Origin of the sequence: Eubacterium sp. F2 (genome assembly GCF_046244355.1) — a bacterium.
Taxonomy (GTDB): Bacteria; Bacillota; Clostridia; order Peptostreptococcales; family Anaerovoracaceae; genus Aminicella.
Genome location: NZ_CP176393.1, coordinates 2,224,059 through 2,243,131 on the forward strand (window position 1 = coordinate 2,224,059; position 19,073 = coordinate 2,243,131).

The 19,073-nt window shown below is 50.0% G+C and carries 14 protein-coding genes; 5 read left to right on the forward strand and 9 right to left on the reverse strand.

Translation table 11 applies throughout. The features are described 5' to 3' along the window. Window positions 1-199: 199 nt before the first annotated feature. From codY to ACI77B_RS09825, 9 genes are all read right to left on the reverse strand, one after another. Window positions 200-973, reverse strand: a complete 774-nt coding sequence (gene codY / locus ACI77B_RS09785) for a GTP-sensing pleiotropic transcriptional regulator CodY (protein ID WP_409336627.1) — start codon at window positions 971-973, stop codon at window positions 200-202. 181 nt (window positions 974-1,154) lie between these two features. Further along, the gene (gene hslU / locus ACI77B_RS09790) at window positions 1,155-2,588 is read right to left on the reverse strand and encodes an ATP-dependent protease ATPase subunit HslU (protein WP_423245296.1); all 1,434 of its coding nucleotides are present in this window, start codon (window positions 2,586-2,588) and stop codon (window positions 1,155-1,157) included. A gap of 170 nt (window positions 2,589-2,758) precedes the next feature. After that, complete coding sequence (hslV, locus tag ACI77B_RS09795; RefSeq protein ID WP_409336629.1) at window positions 2,759-3,304, reverse strand: ATP-dependent protease subunit HslV; 546 nt, start codon at window positions 3,302-3,304, stop codon at window positions 2,759-2,761. A gap of 277 nt (window positions 3,305-3,581) precedes the next feature. Next, window positions 3,582-5,834, reverse strand: coding sequence for a type I DNA topoisomerase (gene topA / locus ACI77B_RS09800; protein ID WP_409336630.1), 2,253 nt, complete (start codon window positions 5,832-5,834; stop codon window positions 3,582-3,584). Between the two features lie 259 nt (window positions 5,835-6,093). Beyond that, on the reverse strand, window positions 6,094-6,963 hold the full coding sequence (gene dprA / locus ACI77B_RS09805) for a DNA-processing protein DprA (protein ID WP_409336631.1): 870 nt from the start codon (window positions 6,961-6,963) through the stop codon (window positions 6,094-6,096). A 14-nt stretch (window positions 6,964-6,977) separates the two neighbouring features. Continuing rightward, on the reverse strand, window positions 6,978-8,492 hold the full coding sequence (locus ACI77B_RS09810; protein WP_409336632.1) for a YifB family Mg chelatase-like AAA ATPase: 1,515 nt from the start codon (window positions 8,490-8,492) through the stop codon (window positions 6,978-6,980). Between the two features lie 37 nt (window positions 8,493-8,529). After that, on the reverse strand, window positions 8,530-8,868 hold the full coding sequence (locus ACI77B_RS09815; protein WP_409336633.1) for a YraN family protein: 339 nt from the start codon (window positions 8,866-8,868) through the stop codon (window positions 8,530-8,532). A 286-nt stretch (window positions 8,869-9,154) separates the two neighbouring features. Further along, complete coding sequence (locus ACI77B_RS09820) at window positions 9,155-10,042, reverse strand: Cof-type HAD-IIB family hydrolase (protein WP_409336634.1); 888 nt, start codon at window positions 10,040-10,042, stop codon at window positions 9,155-9,157. A gap of 12 nt (window positions 10,043-10,054) precedes the next feature. Next, window positions 10,055-10,669, reverse strand: a complete 615-nt coding sequence (locus tag ACI77B_RS09825; RefSeq protein WP_409336635.1) for an MBL fold metallo-hydrolase — start codon at window positions 10,667-10,669, stop codon at window positions 10,055-10,057. Window positions 10,670-11,165: 496 nt separating this feature from the next. On the opposite strand from ACI77B_RS09825, the gene trkA reads away from it, so the two are divergent. The 5 genes from trkA (at window position 11,166) to ACI77B_RS09850 (ending at window position 18,922) form a co-directional block, all read left to right on the forward strand. Continuing rightward, a complete protein-coding gene (gene trkA, locus ACI77B_RS09830) occupies window positions 11,166-12,512 on the forward strand; it encodes a Trk system potassium transporter TrkA (RefSeq protein WP_409336636.1) in 1,347 nt (448 codons plus the stop codon). Between the two features lie 92 nt (window positions 12,513-12,604). After that, the gene (locus ACI77B_RS09835) at window positions 12,605-14,071 is read left to right on the forward strand and encodes a TrkH family potassium uptake protein (protein WP_409336637.1); all 1,467 of its coding nucleotides are present in this window, start codon (window positions 12,605-12,607) and stop codon (window positions 14,069-14,071) included. 71 nt (window positions 14,072-14,142) lie between these two features. Further along, a complete protein-coding gene (locus ACI77B_RS09840) occupies window positions 14,143-15,600 on the forward strand; it encodes a TrkH family potassium uptake protein (protein ID WP_409336638.1) in 1,458 nt (485 codons plus the stop codon). Between the two features lie 28 nt (window positions 15,601-15,628). Beyond that, window positions 15,629-16,930 carry a replication-associated recombination protein A gene (locus tag ACI77B_RS09845; protein WP_409336639.1) on the forward strand — a complete coding sequence of 434 codons (1,302 nt, stop codon included), beginning with the start codon at window positions 15,629-15,631 and terminating at the stop codon, window positions 16,928-16,930. Further along, a complete protein-coding gene (locus ACI77B_RS09850) occupies window positions 16,931-18,922 on the forward strand; it encodes a bifunctional 4-hydroxy-3-methylbut-2-enyl diphosphate reductase/30S ribosomal protein S1 (RefSeq protein WP_409336640.1) in 1,992 nt (663 codons plus the stop codon). The last annotated feature ends 151 nt before the right edge of the window (window positions 18,923-19,073 follow it).

A 19,073-nucleotide genomic window follows, 5' to 3' on the forward strand; every position in this document is an offset into this window, starting at 1 on the left:
CGCAAAGGCAGATCCGGTACTGCATCTTCTTGCCATGATCATACAACACCTTATTCTTACTGAATCCCTCTCGCCGGTCCTGTGCAGGAAGGCACAGGATATACAGAGGAATATCATTATCTATTCTTTCCTAACTGTATCCGTTTACCATGGACTATGCCATGATGAATTATTACAGGCCAAGCCCTGCAGACGCGGATTAGATATCGATTTTTGCGATCTGGTCACGCAGGAAATTGTTTGTAATCTTGATTCTTGTTCCCTTCATGCCCAGAGATCTGGATTCGATAACACCGGCACTCTCCAGCTTGCGGAGTGCATTGACGATTACGGAACGGGTGATGTTGAACTTATCTGCTACCTTGCTGGCAACCAGGAGTCCCTCGTTTCCTTCAAGCTCTCCAAAAATCTTAACGACTGCATCAAGCTCAGAGTAAGACAGTGTCTCAAGAGCCATGTCAACAGCGTTCTTTTCTCTGCTGTCTGCCTCTTCTTCAAGCGCAATGCTTCTGGAAACTTCCAGTCCTACAACGGTTGCGCCATACTCTGTAATCGCAATATCTTCCTCATCGTAAGGCTCGTTCTCACGAAGCAGAACAACTGTAGCAACACGGTTTCCGCCGAAGATTACCGGAACGATGATATGATAGTATTCATACTTGTTATAGTCATCTCCGATGATCTTGGTAATGTCATCTCCTGTGACGTTTTCTCTGGTTGTTGTGATTTTCAGGAGACGGGAATTGATTTCCGGCTTCAGCACCTCCGCACCAGATTCATCTTTGGTGACGAGAGTATCAGCTTCACTGCTTCTGGAAGCCAGGATCTTTCCTCTCTTGCTCATAACCAGAACTTCGGACTCCAGCATTTCTCCGATGGAATCGCACAGCTCATCAAAAGCTACGTAACCGGTTGTGCTCTCTGACAGCATTCTGTTTAGCTCTCGGATTCTCGACAATAATCTCTTACTCATAGTTTCATCAGCCTTTCTCTTACCACACACACAATTAGATAAAATGATTCTTTATATAAAAACACTGCTCAGGAACAGGCAGGCTCTTCTGTCCGTTCCTGCAGCGGCATTTTTAACGTATTTATAATCCGGACTGTATCTTCCTGCAGACGGCATCTGCCTGATATATCCTGCATCAGCATTACAGAATATATTTCTGAATATCGTCCTTCTCAATCGTATCAGCAAACTTGCTCTTGACGAATTCCTTGTCGATCACGGTCTTTCCCTCTGGTCCCTCTTCCGGAATCTCATAGGAAATGTCTTCCAGAAGACGCTCCAGAATCGTGGACAGGCGGCGCGCACCGATATTCTCATGCTGCTGATTCATCAGAGACGCAATTTCTGCGATTTCCTCGATGGCATCGTCTGTAAACTCCAGATGAATTCCTTCTGTCGCCAGAAGAGCCTGATGCTGCTTAACAATGGCATTCTTAGGAACCGTCAGAATCTTCATCAGATCATCCTTCGTCAGATTCTGCAGTTCCACACGGATCGGGAAACGTCCCTGCAGTTCCGGAATCAGATCTGTCGGCTTGGAGACGCTGAAGGCGCCGGCGCCGATAAACAGAATATGATCGGTTTTTACTGGTCCGTATTTGGTATTGACAACGCTTCCCTCTACGATCGGAAGAATGTCTCTCTGAACTCCCTCACGGGATACATCTGCACCGGATCCGTAATTGTTTCCGGCAGCGATTTTATCGATCTCATCGATGAAAATGATACCATTCTGCTCCGCGTTCTCTACCGCGTCATCGGTAACGGCATCCATGTCCAGCAGTTTGGACGCTTCCTGCTCCCGCAGAATCTTTCTTGCGTCCTTAACCTTGACCTTTCTTGTTTTCTTTTTCTTTGGCATCATATCGCCGAAAATGTTTCCGATGGCGATACTCATTCCTTCATTACTCATGTCCAGTTCATTGCTTCTCGGTGCTTCTTCCACCTGAATCTCAATAAACTGATCTTCCAGAAGTCCCTTTCTGAGCTGATCACGCACCTGGTCTCTTGCCATCTTCACATCAGAAGACTCTGTCTCCTCGGCACGCTTCTGCTGACTCTGCTCATACAGCTGCTTCTGGCTTGGATAGCCCCCGCTGTTGCGGAGAAAATCAAACGGACTGTTGTCCTGATTCTGCTGGTTCTGCACGGCCTGTGCTTTACCAGGAACCATCGCCTCGACAATTCTGTCTTCAGCCATCTTATCTGCGATGTCGTATTTCTCCTGCATCGCGCTCTGCTTGGTAATCCGCATAGACGCTTCCACCAGATCACGAACCATGGAGTCGACATCTCTTCCTACATAGCCGACTTCTGTAAATTTAGTTGCCTCGACTTTTACAAACGGAGCCTTCATCAGCCTGGCCAGACGTCTTGCAATTTCTGTCTTTCCGCAGCCGGTAGGTCCCATCATCAGAATGTTCTTCGGGGTGATTTCTTCCCGCATCTCATCCGGGACAAGATTCCGTCTGTAGCGGTTTCTCAGTGCTACGGCAACGGAACGTTTTGCCTTGTCCTGACCGATGATGTATTTATCCAGTTCGGCAACAATCTCTTTCGGAGTCAAACCTTGGATCTTATCCGCCATGATTATTTATCCTCCTCTATTATATACAACTTTTTCTCGAAAATGTCAAACAATTTTGTTCTGTTTTAACTTTATAACATTACTGACAATACACAACTCTTAAAAGTATTATTTATATAATTATCGATTTCTATTGTGCTATCAGAAACCTGCATCAGCTATTTCCCAAGCTTCTCCACGGTAATATGATCATTCGTGTAAACACAGATAGAAGACGCAATTTTCAACGATTCTCTTACGATGTCCTCTGCACCCATGTCTGTATGATTGTACAGAGCATTTGCCGCAGAATATGCGTAATTGCCGCCGGATCCAATGGCAACAAACTGCTCATCTGGCTCGATAATCTCACCATTTCCGGAAAGGACCAGCATATCGTCTTTATCCATGACGATCATCAGTGCTTCCAGGCTTCTCATGCCCTTGTCCGATCTCCACATCTGCGCAAGATCAACGGCAGCACGTCTCAGGTTTCCGTCATGCTCTTCAAGCTTGCTCTCAAATTTTTCGGTAAGTGTAAATGCGTCAGCTACTGATCCGGCAAAACCGGTGAGAACCTGACCATGGAAAATCTTCTTGACCTTAACCGCGCCATTTTTCATAATTGCGGTTTTACCCATTGTTACCTGGCCATCGCCTCCGATAGCCACATCATCCGGGCCTCTTCTTACGGCACAAATCGTCGTTGCGTGAAATTCCGCCATAACTTCTCTGCCTCCTTATTTTCTCAATATTTTCGGTGAACTGCAGCCATGCACAAATATACCGGTGCAGTAATTCCCCTGGTATATCTTATCCATTATTACCATTGTTAAAACAATTCGCAATGCACCTTGCAAAACTTCGCAGAAAATTCACCTTAGAACTACGTATTGTATACACAGATGAAGGTCAGTCTGCCCGGGCCGGCGGCAGAAACAGATCCGCCTTCCGCCAGAGCAGGCTTTTCTTCATTCCGTTTTTCGTGCAGGACTGCTGCTGTTACTCTTTATACTTGCATTCCGGATTGGAGCATGCAAGTGTTGTTGTTTTTGTTTTCTTTTCAACCAGAAGACTTCCGCAGACCGGACACTTTTTATTGACCGGCTTGTTCCAGTAAGACTGTTTGCACTCCGGCCATCCGCTGCAGCCGTAGAACACGCGGCCCTTGCGGGAATGCTTTTCGACAATGTCTCTTCCGCAGGCCGGGCATTTCACACCGATCTTGACGACCAGCGGCTTGGTGTTTTTACACTCCGGATAACCACTGCAGGCGATAAAGTCTCCGAATCTGCCGCTCTTGATGACCATCGGGCGGCCGCAGAGTTCGCAGACCTCGCCGGTAGGACGATCCTGAACTTCAACCTTCTGAATCTCAGAATCTGCGACGTCCAGTTCCTTCTTAAACGGGCCGTAGAAGTCCCGGATAACCTGTTTCCACTCTGTTCCCTTGACTTCGACATCATCGAGGGTATTCTCCATTTCTGCGGTGAATCCTGAATCAACGATATCCTTGAAGTACTTTTCCAGAAGGTCATCGACAATAAATCCAAGATCTGTAGGAACCAGGCTTTTCTTTTCTCTTTTAACGTATCTTCTTCCGGTCAGTGTGTTTACGATCGGCGCGTATGTACTCGGACGGCCGATATCTCTTGTTTCCAGCTCTTTTACAAGGCTGGCTTCCGTAAATCTTGCCGGCGGCTGAGTAAAATTCTGCTCGCCCTCCAGTTTCTGAAGATCCAGCTGCTCGCCTTCCTGAAGCTCTGGAAGCTGTTTGCTGCCGTCATCCGCAGATACGTGATAAACTCTTCGGCATCCGTCGAAGATCATTCTTGATCCGGATGCACGGAATCCATATTCTCCGCAGGAGATGACCGCCTGCATGCTGTCATAGCGGGCAGGCGCCATCTGGCTGGCAATAAACCTGGTCCAGATGAGGTTGTACAGCTTGAACTGATCGGTGGACAGTGAATCTTTGACGTCTTCCGGCGCCAGAGTCACATCAGCAGGACGGATTGCCTCGTGTGCGTCCTGAATATCCTTTTTCTTATTGGAATAGACTTTCCCGCCGTAGTATTCATCTCCAAAACGATCAGAAATGAATGATTTAGATGCGCTTCTCGCCTCTTCAGAAACACGGACAGAGTCTGTACGCAGGTAGGTAATCAGACCGATCGTGCCGTGACCTTTGACGTCAACACCTTCATACAGCTGCTGCGCGATCATCATGGTCTTTCTGGTATTGAAATTAATACGGTTGGACGCATCCTGCTGAAGACTTGATGTAGTGTACGGCGGATACGGGTTTCTGACCGTTTCCCTTCTCGTCAGCTTGTCAACCAGATAGGGTTTCCCTTCAAGCTCTTTCAGGACTTCATCTTTTTCCTGTTCATTATGAAGCGTGATCTTCTTTCCGGCTTTGTTGTTCAGTTTTGCCTGGAAAACGATTCCCTTTTTAAAGGACGCCGTTACTGTCCAGTATTCTTCCGGAATGAAGTTCTGGATTTCTTTTTCTCTGTCGCAGATGATTTTCAGTGCGGCAGACTGTACACGTCCTGCGGAAAGTCCCCGCTTTACCTTTCTCCAGAGCAGCGGGCTGATCTGATATCCTACCAGACGGTCCAATACACGTCTTGCCTGCTGTGCGTCCACCAGACTCTGGTCAATCGGACGCGGATGCTTGATGGCTTCCTTTACAACCGGCTTTGTGATCTCATTGAAGGTCACTCGGCAGGGTTCATCCGGATCGATTCCGAGCAGATATGCCAGATGCCAGGAAATTGCTTCTCCCTCGCGGTCCGGGTCGGTTGCGAGATAGACACGGGATGCCTTTTTCGCTTCCCGTTTCAGTTCCTTGATCAGGTCACCTTTGCCCCGGATCGAAATATACTGCGGCTCAAAATCGTTGTCGATGTCAATCCCCAGCTTGCTCTTCGGAAGGTCTCTGACGTGTCCGACAGACGCTACCACCTTGTATGTTGACCCTAAGAATTTGCCGATTGTCTTCGCCTTGGACGGAGACTCTACGATAACCAGCTTCTTCTTACGCGCAGCTGTCTTTTTAGTCGTCGTCTTCTTAGCCCTGGAGGCTGTCTTCCGGGCAGTTGTCTTTTTCTTTGTTGAAGTTTTCCTTTTTGCAGTGGTCTTCTCCTCTGCATTCTTCTCAGAAGATGCAGATTTCTCTGCTGCTCCCGATGAAGACACTGCTTTATCTTTAACCTCAGCCTCTGCGGCTGATGCCTTAACCATGTCCATATAAAAATACCCCTTTTTTCTCAAAACTCAGCAAGGATGTATTATAGCACATCCTATGAACCTGTCAAACATATCTGATTATTACACCTTATTGCGATATATTTTCCTATTCATAATCCTGGGCGTTTTGTTCTCTTTTGTATCATATAGATAAACACTTGTCAAGGAAAACCTTTCAAACCTAGTCAAAATCACTCAACATTTCACCAGAAGTTCACGATAACTTTACACAGACGGCCGGACTGTCCGGATTTTTCTTTCAATTATTATCTGCGGCAAATACTCTTCCCATGCTGGTCTGTACCCATCCTTTCATTTCTAATATCGTAACGAGACTGTTCACATACTGAGGAGAAAAGCCGGTTTTGGCACTGATCTTTTCTACCATGATTTCGCTTTCTGATGCCACAGCATCCATGATTTTCTGTTCATCGCTTCCAAGAGCCTCCCGTTTTTCCTTTGCGGCATCCTTCCCGAAAAACTGAAAGATTTCACTCACGCTGCAAACCGGCATAATATCGCCGGTCCCGGCAAAGGCCAGAAGGCGGTTCGTCCCAACACTGCAGCGGCTTGTGATATTCCCCGGAACGACCATCAGGGGTTTATTCTGTTCCACCGCGTATTCTGCCGTAGTCAGCGCCCCGCTGTGAAAGGATGCCTCGACTACCGTAACTGCGTCCGCCAGGGCTGCAATCAGCCGGTTTCTCCTTGGAAAGGTCCAGGGTTTTGCCTCAAAACCAGGCGGATATTCGGAGATCAGAAGCCCTCTGTTCCGGATTTCTTCCATCAACCCTTTGTTTTCCGCAGGGTAGCACTGATCAAGTCCGTTTCCCAGGACGGCTATGACCTTTCCGCCATGGTGCAGGCAGGCGCGCTGCGCAGAAGAATCAATTCCTGCGGCGAGCCCGCTGACAACCGCGACACCGCATTTTGCCGCCTGCCGGCCGATCTCTCTGCTGACCGAAGCGCCATAGGGACTGCACTTCCTGCTTCCGACCACAGCAAGCACCGGCCCGTTTAACAGCTCCGTCTTTCCTTCCATATATATGGTCTCCGGCTGGTCTTTCAGAGACGGACTCTGAAACTGCTCCGGAAAACCCGCTTCTTTATTTCTGTATTTCCGAATCAATTTTTCCTCCTGCATTAAATCGTATTCTTTCTGCGGTAGGCCAGTGCTTCCGTCAGATGCTCCATTCTGATTTCATGGCTGCCCTCGATATCCGCAATGGTCCTTGCCGTCCGCACGGTCTTGTCCAGCATACGGGGATCCATATTCAGTTTCTCATAGGCATCTTTCAGGATCAGTTCTGACGCCTTATCCAGGGCAGCCCATCTCTGAATCTGCTTCCGGTCCATCTGACTGTTGAACTGGATCGGGCTCCCCCGGAAGCGGCTCCTCTGGATTTCTCTGGCAGAAATCACCTGATGTTTCATGGTTTCTGTATCCAGAATGCCCTCCCCGGTCACTTCCTCATAGGTCAGAGACGGAAGATGGATCTGCATATCGATCCGGCTTAAGAGCGGGCCGGAAATTCTCTTCTGGTAGCGTCTGATTTCCGACTCACTGCAGCTGCACTCGTGGGCGCTGTCTCCATAATATCCGCAGGGGCATGGATTTGCCGCAGCAGCCAGCAGAAAGTCTGCAGGAAAATGGTATGTCCTGCCATTGCGGTTGAGGCGGACTTCCTTTTCTTCCAGAGGAACCCTCAGGCTCTCAAGTGCAGAAGACGGAAATTCCGGCATTTCATCGAGAAACAGCACCCCGTGATGGGCCAGCGTCACCTCCCCCGGCCACGGTTCCTGTCCGCCTCCGATCAGCCCTGCCCGGCTGGTGCTGGAGTGCGGATGCCGGAAGGGACGGTGCCGGACAATCGGATCGTCCTGATCCAGAAGTCCCGCGATAGAGTAAATCTCTGTCAGACGCAGCTTTTCCTCCCTGTTCATTGGCGGGAGAATCCCAGGAATCCGTTCCGCCAGCATGGTTTTTCCCGTCGCCGGGCTTCCGGTCATCAGAATGCCGTGCCCGCCTGCTACCGCCACCGTCAGCGCTCTTTTGGCGGCTTCCTGACCGCAGACATCCCGGAAGTCTTTCAATGGGCCGGCCTCTTGCTCATTGCTTTTGCCGCGGATGCAGGGCTGAAGCAGTCCGCCCTGACAAAAGAAACGCGCAAGCTGCCGAAGATTTTCTGCGCCGTACACTTCTATTCCCTCAATCAGTGCCGCCTCGCCTGCATTTTCCGCCGGGACTATGGCCTTCTTTACGCCGGATTCCTTCAGCACGCGGACCATCGGAAGGATCCCTCTGACCGGGCGCAGCTGCCCGTCCAGCGACAGTTCCCCGAAATACGCGCAGCGGTCTGCCTCCGGACATTCTATTTCACCGCTGGACAGCAGAATTCCCATAGCCATGGGAAGATCCAGATGACTCCCGTGCTTATGCACGTCTGCCGGAGAAATATTCATGGTAATTCTGTGGGAAGGAAAACGGAAGCCGCTGTTGACCAAGGCTGGCCGGACTCTGTCCCGGGCTTCTTTTACCGAAGTATCCGCCATACCGACGATGGTCACGGATGGAAGGCCATAAGAAATATCCGTCTCCAGCAGCACCGGCTGCCCCTCAATTCCCTGCAGAACCGCAGTTCTGATTGTTGAAAGCATTTTTCGTTCCTCCTGAATAATCTCAATATCGTTCTGTTCAGCTGAATGACGCGCTGGTTTCCGAACCAGTAACTTCAAAGACCATGAAGCGGACCCTTTTATCCAGAATCCGGTTTTCTGTCATATACCACTGCGCCGCGGCGCGGATTCTTCTCTGTTTCCTCCGGTCCACAGCCTCGGCAGGCCGGCACATCCGTGCGTTCATCCTGGTTTTCACTTCGACAAAACACAGCTCGATTCCCCGTTCAATGATCAGGTCGATCTCTCCCAGGACGCAGCTGTAATTTCTTTCCCGGATGTGCCAGCCTTCAGAGAACAGAACGGCCTCCGCAAAGCGTTCACCCAGACTTCCCAGAAGTTTCCGGTCCCTCGTCATGCCGCTCACCTCCTGCTTTTCATTATGCGCCAGGCCATGCCGTCGATTCCATCAACTTTTTTCGGCTTTTTTCAACGTTTTTCGACGTTTTTCGAGGAAATTCGACGCAGAAAACGCAAAAGGCCGGATCCTGTGAAAGCTGCATGGCTTTCCAGAATCCGGTCTGTTTTTCCTTGTTTTCAATTCTAACAGCCTAAAATCCAGACGATCTGATAATCGTAATACAGAATCGGTATCCCCAGAATCAGCAGAACGACCCGGCTGACGATTTCCTCACCGGAAACCTTCACCCCTGGATCACAAACTTCGCAAAGGCCTTCGCGACGCCGTCTTCGGCATTGCTTTCCGTCACGTAATCCGCCATTTCCTTCACCTCTTCACAGGCATTCTCCATAGCCACGCCGATTCCCGCCAGCTGGATCATCTTCGCATCGTTCATGCTGTCTCCGCAGGCCATCAGCTCTTCCTTCTTCACTCCGAGACGCTCCATCAGAACCTTCAGCGCCGATGCCTTGCTCGTGCCCTTTCCGCCGATTTCCATGTTATACCAGACGGAAGATGTCAGGGTCACATCGCTCCGTTTACCAAGAAAATCAAACATGGCCTCTCTCTGGTCCATGTCCCGGAAATTCAGGCTGATGTTTTCAATCTTATCATGATTTTCAACAAGCAGAGCGAGAATGTCAGAAACCGGCTTTCTGGTTCTGAGAACATACTGCCGGCTCACTTCCGAGCGGTAATCCGCCTTTCCTTCCTGAAGTTCCCGGTAGGAATCCTCATTCATATAGGCCATTCCGCCGGTGAACACTTCCACATCGAGCTTCTTTCCCCTCAGAAAATCCGCCAGTTCGTCCACAGCATCCGGCGTAAGAAAGCTGGTATAGAGGATTTTCCGGTCGCGCAGCCTCGTAATGACAGCCCCGTTGGAATTGATCATGTACTCCAGTCCCTCCATGTTTTTCAGCTCGTCCGGCGCGGCGGAAAAGACTCTTCCCGTCGTCACAACCACATGCACCCCTTCCCGGCTGGCCTGCTGAAGCGCCTTTCTCGTCATATCCGACAGGGATTTATCCGGCCGGAGCGTCGTCCCGTCCAGATCCAGAGCCGTCATTTTTATCTTTTTTCTACTATTATATTCTTTATCCTTATACTGATTTTCCTCTTGCTCCTTCATATTTTGTCCCTTCTATCTGCTCTTTCCGGCCAGCAGAGCCAGAAATTCCGAGTTGTACTTCCGGACATCCTTCATGCTGCTGTCTCCCTCGTGGCCCGGGTAAATGTGGATGTCATCGCCGAGCTGATCGTTCAGAAGCTTCACCGACTTCACCATTTCCTCTTCATTTCCGCCCGGAAGGTCGGTCCGGCCCAGATCCGTGTCGAACAGCGTGTCGCCCGTGAAGCAGACCCTGCTCTTTTTCGACAAAAAGCAGACAGAGCCAGGGGTATGACCTGGTGTGTGAAGGACCAGGAAAAATTCCTCTTCCGGGCCGTCGCTGATGGAATACACGTCGCCCTCTTCAAACAGATCGTCGATCGGAAGACTGCAGCGCATCATGTCCTCCTCATGCATGGCCGCCGGGCATTTATATTTCTTCATCAGAGCTGCCGCCGCGCCGATGTGATCATCGTGGCAGTGGGTCAGCAGAATTTCCTCCAGCCTGAGCTGATGCTCTTCCATAAACCTTTCGTACAGCTCCGGACAGTATCCCGGATCGATAATCCAGCACTTGCCGCCGTCTCGCTGATAAATCAGATAGCCGTTTTCCAGAATCGGTCCGCACTGAAATCTCTTGATTTTCATTTTCCAGCTCCTCTCCAAAAGCAGTTGTTTCAACAGGGTTTGTTGCAATCCCACGATGAATTGCCTTATTTCCTATAGTATATCCCATATTTCTTCATTCGTGAAATCTTTTGGCTTGCTCAGATTCATAAGCACAATGTGGGCCAGACGCGCCCGCCGCTTGAAACAACGGCGGAATTCTGCTGATTTTCAACGTTTTATTGCATTTGTCACCCCGAGTAATTTTCTTCTCATGTATCCAATATTCACTTGCAAATTTACACCGTCTGTCATAGAATGTTGATGGCTGGAAAACGCTGTTCACCGTCGTCTTTATCTCTGTGATGCAGGCGTGCATGAACATGATTTCCGCCATTCTTTATTTTGTCTAGTTTTTTGACAAAATGGATATACAAGAGGCCAGATTAACAATAAATGAGACAAAAATACTCAGTATTAATATTGCAGATTAACCGGCAGCAGTAATCAAGCTGCTGCCTTCTAAAAGGAGCTTGAAATGGATGTAGCAATCGTAGGTGCCGGCAAGCTTGGCTACAAGGTTGCAGAAGCGCTTTCCAACGGTGACTATTCCGTTACGATCATTGACAGAAAAGAAGCCCTGCTGGATAAAATTTCTCAGCATCTGGATGTGATGACCATCAATGAAGATGCGCGGAGAATGTCAGTCCTTCAGGATATCGGCATTGAACACTTTGACTATCTGCTGACGGCAACATCGAACGATGAAATGAACATCGTCATCGCCGCTATGGCAAAGAAACTCGGATGCCGCCACGTTATCGCCAGAGTCAGAGACCCGGAGCACATGAACCAGATCGATCTTCTCCGTGAAACCTTCAATCTGGATGTGATCGTTAACCCGGATCTTGCGATTACGGAAGAGATTTATAAATATCTGGCAGAAAAATACACGCTGCAGAACGGAATCTTCACCACAGGAAAAATCTCCATGATTGAGTTTGAGGCGAAAAATTATTCCAAGCTGATCGGCTGCTCTATCACGGAAATCCGCTCTATTTTCCCGGACTTCCTGGTCCTGGCACTGTCCCGCAATGGCAAGGTCATCATCCCTCACGGAAATGATACGGTCGAGCAGTCTGATCTTCTGTACATGCTCGGAGAAAGGGATAAAATCGGCTCCCTGCACAGGAAAGTCAATAAAAAGCGCTCCACGCAGCTCCGCAAGGTGATGATCATCGGCGGAGGAAAGACCGGCTATTACCTGTCTCAGAAGCTGGCTGATTTCGGCGCTGCCGTAAAGCTGGTCGAACAGGATCTTGCCCGCTGCCAGTATCTGGCCACGCAGCTTCAGAATGTCATGGTTCTGCATGTTGACGGAACAGACATTTCCACGCTGGAAGATGAGAACATGGACGGCATGGACGCATTCGTCACCGCAACCGGATATGATGAAGAAAACCTGCTCCTGGCTCTGACTGCCAAGAGACGCGGTATTCCGGATGTTATCGCCAAGGTCAGCCACGAAAACTACGTGGACCTGATCGAGGAAATGGGTGTCGATATGGTGCTGAATCCGCTGGACATCACCGCAAGCAATATCCTGCGTGAAATTCAGGGAACCAGCAGAATCATTACTTCTGTACTGATTCAGGGTCAGGCAGAACTGATTGAAGTCCGTGCCCAGAGCGGCATGAACTTCCTCGGAAAGCCGATTTCCGAACTTCCTCTTCCGGACAGCATCCTTATCGCTGCCATCGACCGCGAAGGACAGCTGATCATCCCGGACGGAGATACGAAAATCAAGCGGAACGATCATGTGATCATGCTTTCGCTTCTTTCCAGCATCAGCAGTCTGGAAAAACTGCTCAAGCCAAAAAGATAAAATCTGCGGCTGTTTAACAGAAACTTATTCTGCCTCGCGAATTTTTCGCGGGGCACTTGAATATATATAGAAATGGGATTGAACTTACTGCAATGAATATCACCATGAAAAACATCGTCCGACTGATCGGCGTAATCATATTTGTAACAGGTCTCACGATCTTTCCGTCTCTGATCACGGCATTCATCTACCATGAAATGAAATCTGCGGCCTGCTTCGGCGCAACGATGGGCATCTGCATCCTTCCGGGCCTTATCATCATGAAGGCCCTCCCTGCAGAATCCTTTAAAATGCATCAGCGTGACAGCTATCTGTATGTCACCCTGACCTGGTTCATCGTCTCTCTGGTCGCCGCCGTTCCTCTGACCGCTTCCGGAGCGATTCCTCATTACTACGATGCATTTTTTGAAATGTGCTCGGGATTTTCCACCACTGGATCTACCATTCTTTCGAATGTAGAAGCCCTGCCGAAGTCGATGCTGTTCTGGCGCTCTTTCACCCACTGGCTGGGAGGAATGGGAATCATCGTCTTCACAGCGGCCATCATGCCGAACCTGGGAATTTCCGGACAGTCTATCGCAGAGGCTGAGGCGCCTGGCCCGACCATGGATAAACTGACCGCAAGATATACCGATACCGCAAAGAACTTATACCTCCTCTACTTCGGCATTACGATTGCAGAGACCATCCTGCTGATGCTGGGAGGCATGAATCTCTATGATGCTCTGGTTCAGACATTCGGTACAGTCGGAACAGGAGGCTTCTCCAACTACGGCGACAGTATCGCGCACTTCACCAGCCCGTATATTCAGTGGGTTATCATCATCTTTATGCTGATGTGCGGAACCAACTTCAACCTGTATTTCGGCATTCCAAAATACGGACCGAAGGCCCTGCTGAAGGACTCTGAATTCCGTCTCTACATGGCGGTCGTTCTGGCGATGACGGCAGGAATCACCATCAACCTGATCGCCTGCGGAATCATCAAAAGTCCTTTCAAGAGCCTGACCGCGGCGGCCTTCCAGGTGTCTTCGCTGATCACCACAACCGGCTATGCAACCAAAAATTATGACCTGTGGCCTACCTTCTCCAAGATGATGCTGATGATCACCTTCCTGACCGGAGCCTGCGCCTCTTCAACCGGAGGCGGCCCGAAGATCATCCGTGTTCTGGTAGCCCTGAAAATGATCAGACGAAGCATTGCGCTGAAAATTCATCCGTCCAGAGTCTACACCATCAAGGTAAACGGAAAGCCGGTTGAGCGGGAAGTGCTGACCAACATTTCCAACTTTATCTTTTTCTACATCGCGGTTCTGTTCATCGGCTGCATCATCGTCGGACTGAACGGCTACGATGTCATGACGACATTTTCCTCGGTACTGACCTGTCTGGGAAATGTGGGGCCTGGATTTAATAAAGTCGGCCCGATTTACAACTTCGGATTTTTTGCGCCATGGGCAAAAATTGTTCTTTCCGTGCTGATGATCACCGGACGTCTGGAACTGTTCACGGTTCTGACCCTGCTTTCGCCGCGCTACTGGAATTCGAACAAAAACTAAGCACAGTCCGGCAGGCGTCCCCTTGCCGGTGTGTATTTTGTCCGTAATGCTGAATGAAAATATGAGGTTCAATGATGAAAATCAATAATCGACTGCTCTATAAAACATTTTCGGCAGTATTTATTCCGCTGGGCTGTTCCATGCTGATTCCACTGCTGCTGGCAGTGATTCAGAAAGACAGCAGCAGCCTGACCGCCTTTCTTATTCCGGCGGTTCTCTGCCTTCTGATCGGCGGATTCTGCATGCTGGTGCTGAAGAAGAGCAAGACTCTCTCGGAACGGAAAATGCTGATCAGGGACGGTTACCTGATGGTCGCTTCCGGCGCGCTGATCCTTCTTCTTCTGTCCGCCCTGCCTTACTGGATCTGCGGAAAACACATCGGTTTCGTTGACGGCTGGTTCATGTCCGTATCCTCCTGGACAACTACAGGAACCTATTCGGTTCCCTGCGGAGACCTGACAGATGCCCTGATGCTCTGGCGCAGCATGAACTGCTGGATGGGCGGATTCGTGATGCTGGCTGTCGCAATCACGATTTTCCAGAAACTGGGAATCAATGAACAGGGGCTGCTCAGCGGTCCTTCTGCAATCAGCAAACAGAGTGCCAAGCTGACCGCGCACTTTACCGGAACCGTAAAGATCCTGCTCTACTTCTATATTGCGATGACTGCGGCAGAACTGGTTTTTCTCGCCTTTTCTGACATGACCTTTTTCAGTGCCCTGCTGAACACCCTCAGCAATGTCAGCACTTCGGGAATGATCGGAATTTCGAAGTCTGCAGACACGTCCTATATCCGGATCGTCATGACCGTTTTTGCTCTGCTGGCGTCCATCAACTTCCTCGAATACTATTACGTCCTGACCCGGCATCACGTGTCGAAGAACTATGAAGTCCGTTCCTACCTGTCCATCATCGCCGTTGCGGTCATTGTGATCACCGCAGATCTGATGATTACAGGAAAATATCATAATGTAGTCAATGCATTGAGAGACGCGCTGACCGTCTGCGTCTCCACTTCATCGACCTCCGGTTACGCGGCTTCCCTTTCCAGTTCCTGGCCGACGACCAGCATCTTCATTCTTCTGGTCCTCATGATGATCGGAGGATGCAGCATCTCTGCGGCCAGCGGAATCAAGGTCACCAGAGCGGTCGTCTTCTGGAAGCTGATCATGCGGGGGATTTACAAACGTATTCATCCGCGGTCAACCAGGGCGGTCATTGTCCACGGACATAAAATTCCTGCAAGCAAGGCTTCCTCCATCACGGTGTTCATCATGCTGTTTTTCCTGATCGTGATCGTCGCGGCAGTGGTTGTCAGCCTGGATAACCAGAGTCTGGACACTACCTTCTACGCCGTCATCGCATCGCTGACCAACTCCGGCGCCTTTGCCGGAAAGCTCGCGTCCGGAGACTACAGCATCTTCAGCATGCCGATCCGCTTCTTCCTGTCCCTTCTGATGATCATCGGACGTTTCGGAATCTACCCGGTCGTTGTGCTGTTCTCAACTTCTTTCTGGAGAGAGAAGTAGACAAAATATATAAAGCAAGGAGCATATCATGCAGCCATTATCTGTACGGATGCGCCCGGACAGCCTGGAAGAGTTTGCCGGACAGCGGCATTTCCTCTATCCGGGCTCGCTTTTTGTCCGGGCAGTGAAAAACCATAACTTTCATTCCGCGATATTCTTCGGCCCTCCGGGAACGGGAAAAACCACCCTTGCCCGCATCATCGCCAGGACGATGGACAGCGAGTTCCATGAGATCAACGCGTCTGTCTCCGGAACCAGAGAGCTGAAGGAAATCCTGGACGGCGCCCGCCTGAAGTTCTACGGACTGCAGCACCGGTCCACGGTTTTGTACGTGGATGAAATCCACCGCTGGAACAAGCTTCAGCAGGACGCCCTTCTGAAAGCATTGGAAGAAGGCGTCATCCACCTGATCGGAAGCACCACGGAAAATCCGTATTTTTCTGTGAATAAAGCGATCTTAAGCCGTGTAAGAAATATTTATGAATTTTATCCGCTGAAAAAAGAGGATCTTGTGATCCTGATGAAACGAGCGCTGAAGGATCCGAGAAAGGGGCTGGGCAGCATGGATCCGCCGCTTTCTGCAGAGGAAGATGCACTTTCTCTTCTCGCAGAATTTTCTCAGGGAGATGCCAGGGCCGCACTGGATACCCTCGGCTTCATTGCAGAGAATCTTCCCGAAGATGACCGGAGAATAACGAAAAAGGCTGTCGGGGAGGCTCTCCAGCGGAAGGTCAACAATTACGATGAGTCCACGGAATATGATCTTCTTTCCGCGCTTCAGAAATCCATCCGGGGCAGCGACCCGGACGCCGCGATCTACTATTTCTCCCGTATGGCGGACGCGCGCTGCGATCTGATGACAATCGGAAGAAGGCTCATGGTGATCGCTTCTGAGGACATCGGCATGGCCTACCCTTCCGCAGTATCCATCGTCACCTCCTGCGTGCAGGCTGCCCAGATGGTCGGCTGGCCGGAAGCCGGAATCAATTTAAGCCAGGCCGTAATTCTTCTGGCTTCTTCACCGAAGTCCAACTCGGTTGTGAAGGCCTATCAGGAGTCCTTAAATGACGTGAGAACCAGAGAAGCAGACCCGATTCCTGCTCATCTGCGGGACGCGCACTACAGCGGAGCAGAGAAACTCGGTTACGGAAAGGACTATCTCTATCCGCATGATTTCGGCGGCTATGTAAAGCAGCAGTATCTCCCGGACAATCTGGAAAAGGCAGGTGTGTCCTATTACCATCCGACGAAAAACGGATCAGAAAAACAGTTTAAACATTTTCTCCGGCAGCTGGACGAGAAGCTGGGGAATAAGAAAGGAAAGAGATAAATGGAAATCATCAGAGCGCAGCACAGCGGCTTCTGCTTCGGTGTCAAGAAGGCCGTAGAAACTGCCTATCAGGAGACAGAAAAGCTGAAGGATCATCCCGGCCGGCTCTTCACCCACGGCCAGCTGATTCACAACCGCGACGTTACCGACGAACTGGAAAAAAGAGGCGCGCAGATCATCGAGGATCTCTCTGAGGTCCCAGAAGGGTCAACGGTAATCGTCCGCTCCCATGGAGAGACAAAAGAATTCTACCAAGAGGCTGAAAAGGACGGAATCCGTCTGGTGGACACCACCTGCCCCTTTGTTTCCCGGATTCACCAGCTGGTGCAGGACGCCTGGAAGGATGGGAAAAATGTCGTGATTATCGGAGATAAAAATCACCCGGAGGTCATCGGAACCAACGGGTGGTGTGAGAACCAGGGGATGATATTAGGCAGCGCGGAGGATGCTGAGGATTTCCCTTGCAGATCAGCCTTTGTCGTCTGTCAGACCACCCTGCGTGAAGAGACCTTCGATTCTGTCATCGAAGAACTGAAGCGCCAGAATGTGGAACTTGAAATACACAACACCATCTGCAGCGCCACGGCCCAGAGACAGAAAGCGGCGGCGGAACTCGCGAAAAAATGCGATGCGATGGTGGTTTTAGGGGGCAGAAATTCATCCAACTCAAGAAAACTTCACGAAATCTGCCAGAAATACTGCCCAAACTCGTTTTTTGCCGAAAATATTAATGATTTGCCATTGAAACAATTGAGAAATTGTAATAAAATAGGTGTTGCGGCAGGTGCATCGACGCCTGAACGTACTATCAAGGAGGTTACTACTGTTATGAGTGACAATATCACTAACGAAACTGCAAATTCGATGGAAGCTTTCATGGACGAAATCGATGCATCTTTGAGACTCCCACACACCGGCGAGATCGTAACCGGTAAGGTTGATCAGGTAAATGACGACGAGGTCATCGTCAACCTGGGCTGCAAGAAAGATGGAATCCTGACAGCGCGCGAGGTTACGCTGGAAGAAGGACAGACACTGACAGACATGTTCCATGTCGGCGATGAGGTCCAGGCCAAGGTCATCAAGACTGACGACAACGACGGCGGAATTCTGCTGTCCAAGAAGAGACTGGAAGTCAACAAGCACTGGGATGAAATCAATGAAGCACTTGAAAATAAGTCAAATATTGAGGTCAAGGTTGTCCGTGTTGTTAAGGGCGGCGTAATCGCAGCTTACAAAGAAGTATCCGGATTCATTCCACTCTCCCAGCTGTCCAACAGATATGTTGAGAGCGCAGATGAGTTCCTGGGACAGGTTCTGACTGTAAAGGTTTCCCGTGTTGATCAGAGAAGAGGCAGAGCTGTATTCTCCCACAAGGCTGTACTGGCTGAGGAGAGACAGAAGAAACTGGACCTGATCTGGGATACTCTGAAGGTTGGCGACATCGTAGAGGGAACCGTTATGAGATTCACCGACTACGGCGCATTCGTAGACCTGGGCGGAATCGACGGACTGCTCCACATTTCCGAAATTTCCTGGGGCAAGCTGAAGCATCCTGACGAGGTTCTGAGCATCGGCGAAAAGATCAACGTCAAGATCCTGAACATGAACCGCGAGAAAGGAAAGATTTCCCTCGGCCTGAAGCAGACAACACCGGAGCCATGGTCTGTAATTAACGAGACTTATCATGTTGATCAGATCGTCAAGGGCAAGGTTGTTCAGCTGAAGGAGTACGGTGCATTCGTAGAGCTGAAGCCGGGCCTGGACGGACTGGTACACATCTCTGAGGTTGCAAACAAGCACGTTAACAACATCAGTGATGAGCTGACTGTAGGTCAGGAAGTCTACACAAAGATCCTGGACATCGATACAGAGAGAAGAAGAATCAGCCTCTCCATGAAGCAGGTTCCGGAAGACTACAAGCCGGAAGAGGAAGAAGCTGCTGATGCTGAGGAAGCACCTGCAGAAGAGTCTGCTGAGGACGCTGAGTAGTTCTGACAAAAGCTATTTCGGGCAAGCGCGTAACGTGCTTGCCCTTTTTTTATCTGCATACAGGTACGAATAAATACAGTTTCGCAGCGGATATACTTTCTGAAGAAATCTGTTGAAGCGCCGGCTGCCCTTCCCTTCGGGAAATACAGAG

Coding starts and splice junctions, on each gene's coding strand:
- ACI77B_RS09835 (WP_409336637.1), top strand. CDS start 12,605: ATGAATATCACCATGAAAAACATCGTCCGACTGATCGGCGTAATCATA.
- ACI77B_RS09810 (WP_409336632.1), bottom strand. CDS start 8,492: ATGCTTTCAACAATCAGAACTGCGGTTCTGCAGGGAATTGAGGGGCAG.
- ACI77B_RS09840 (WP_409336638.1), top strand. CDS start 14,143: ATGATGAAAATCAATAATCGACTGCTCTATAAAACATTTTCGGCAGTA.
- ACI77B_RS09820 (WP_409336634.1), bottom strand. CDS start 10,042: ATGAAGGAGCAAGAGGAAAATCAGTATAAGGATAAAGAATATAATAGT.
- ACI77B_RS09845 (WP_409336639.1), top strand. CDS start 15,629: ATGCAGCCATTATCTGTACGGATGCGCCCGGACAGCCTGGAAGAGTTT.
- trkA (WP_409336636.1), top strand. CDS start 11,166: ATGGATGTAGCAATCGTAGGTGCCGGCAAGCTTGGCTACAAGGTTGCA.
- ACI77B_RS09850 (WP_409336640.1), top strand. CDS start 16,931: ATGGAAATCATCAGAGCGCAGCACAGCGGCTTCTGCTTCGGTGTCAAG.
- ACI77B_RS09815 (WP_409336633.1), bottom strand. CDS start 8,868: ATGACGAGGGACCGGAAACTTCTGGGAAGTCTGGGTGAACGCTTTGCG.
- codY (WP_409336627.1), bottom strand. CDS start 973: ATGAGTAAGAGATTATTGTCGAGAATCCGAGAGCTAAACAGAATGCTG.
- hslV (WP_409336629.1), bottom strand. CDS start 3,304: ATGGCGGAATTTCACGCAACGACGATTTGTGCCGTAAGAAGAGGCCCG.
- ACI77B_RS09825 (WP_409336635.1), bottom strand. CDS start 10,669: ATGAAAATCAAGAGATTTCAGTGCGGACCGATTCTGGAAAACGGCTAT.
- topA (WP_409336630.1), bottom strand. CDS start 5,834: ATGGACATGGTTAAGGCATCAGCCGCAGAGGCTGAGGTTAAAGATAAA.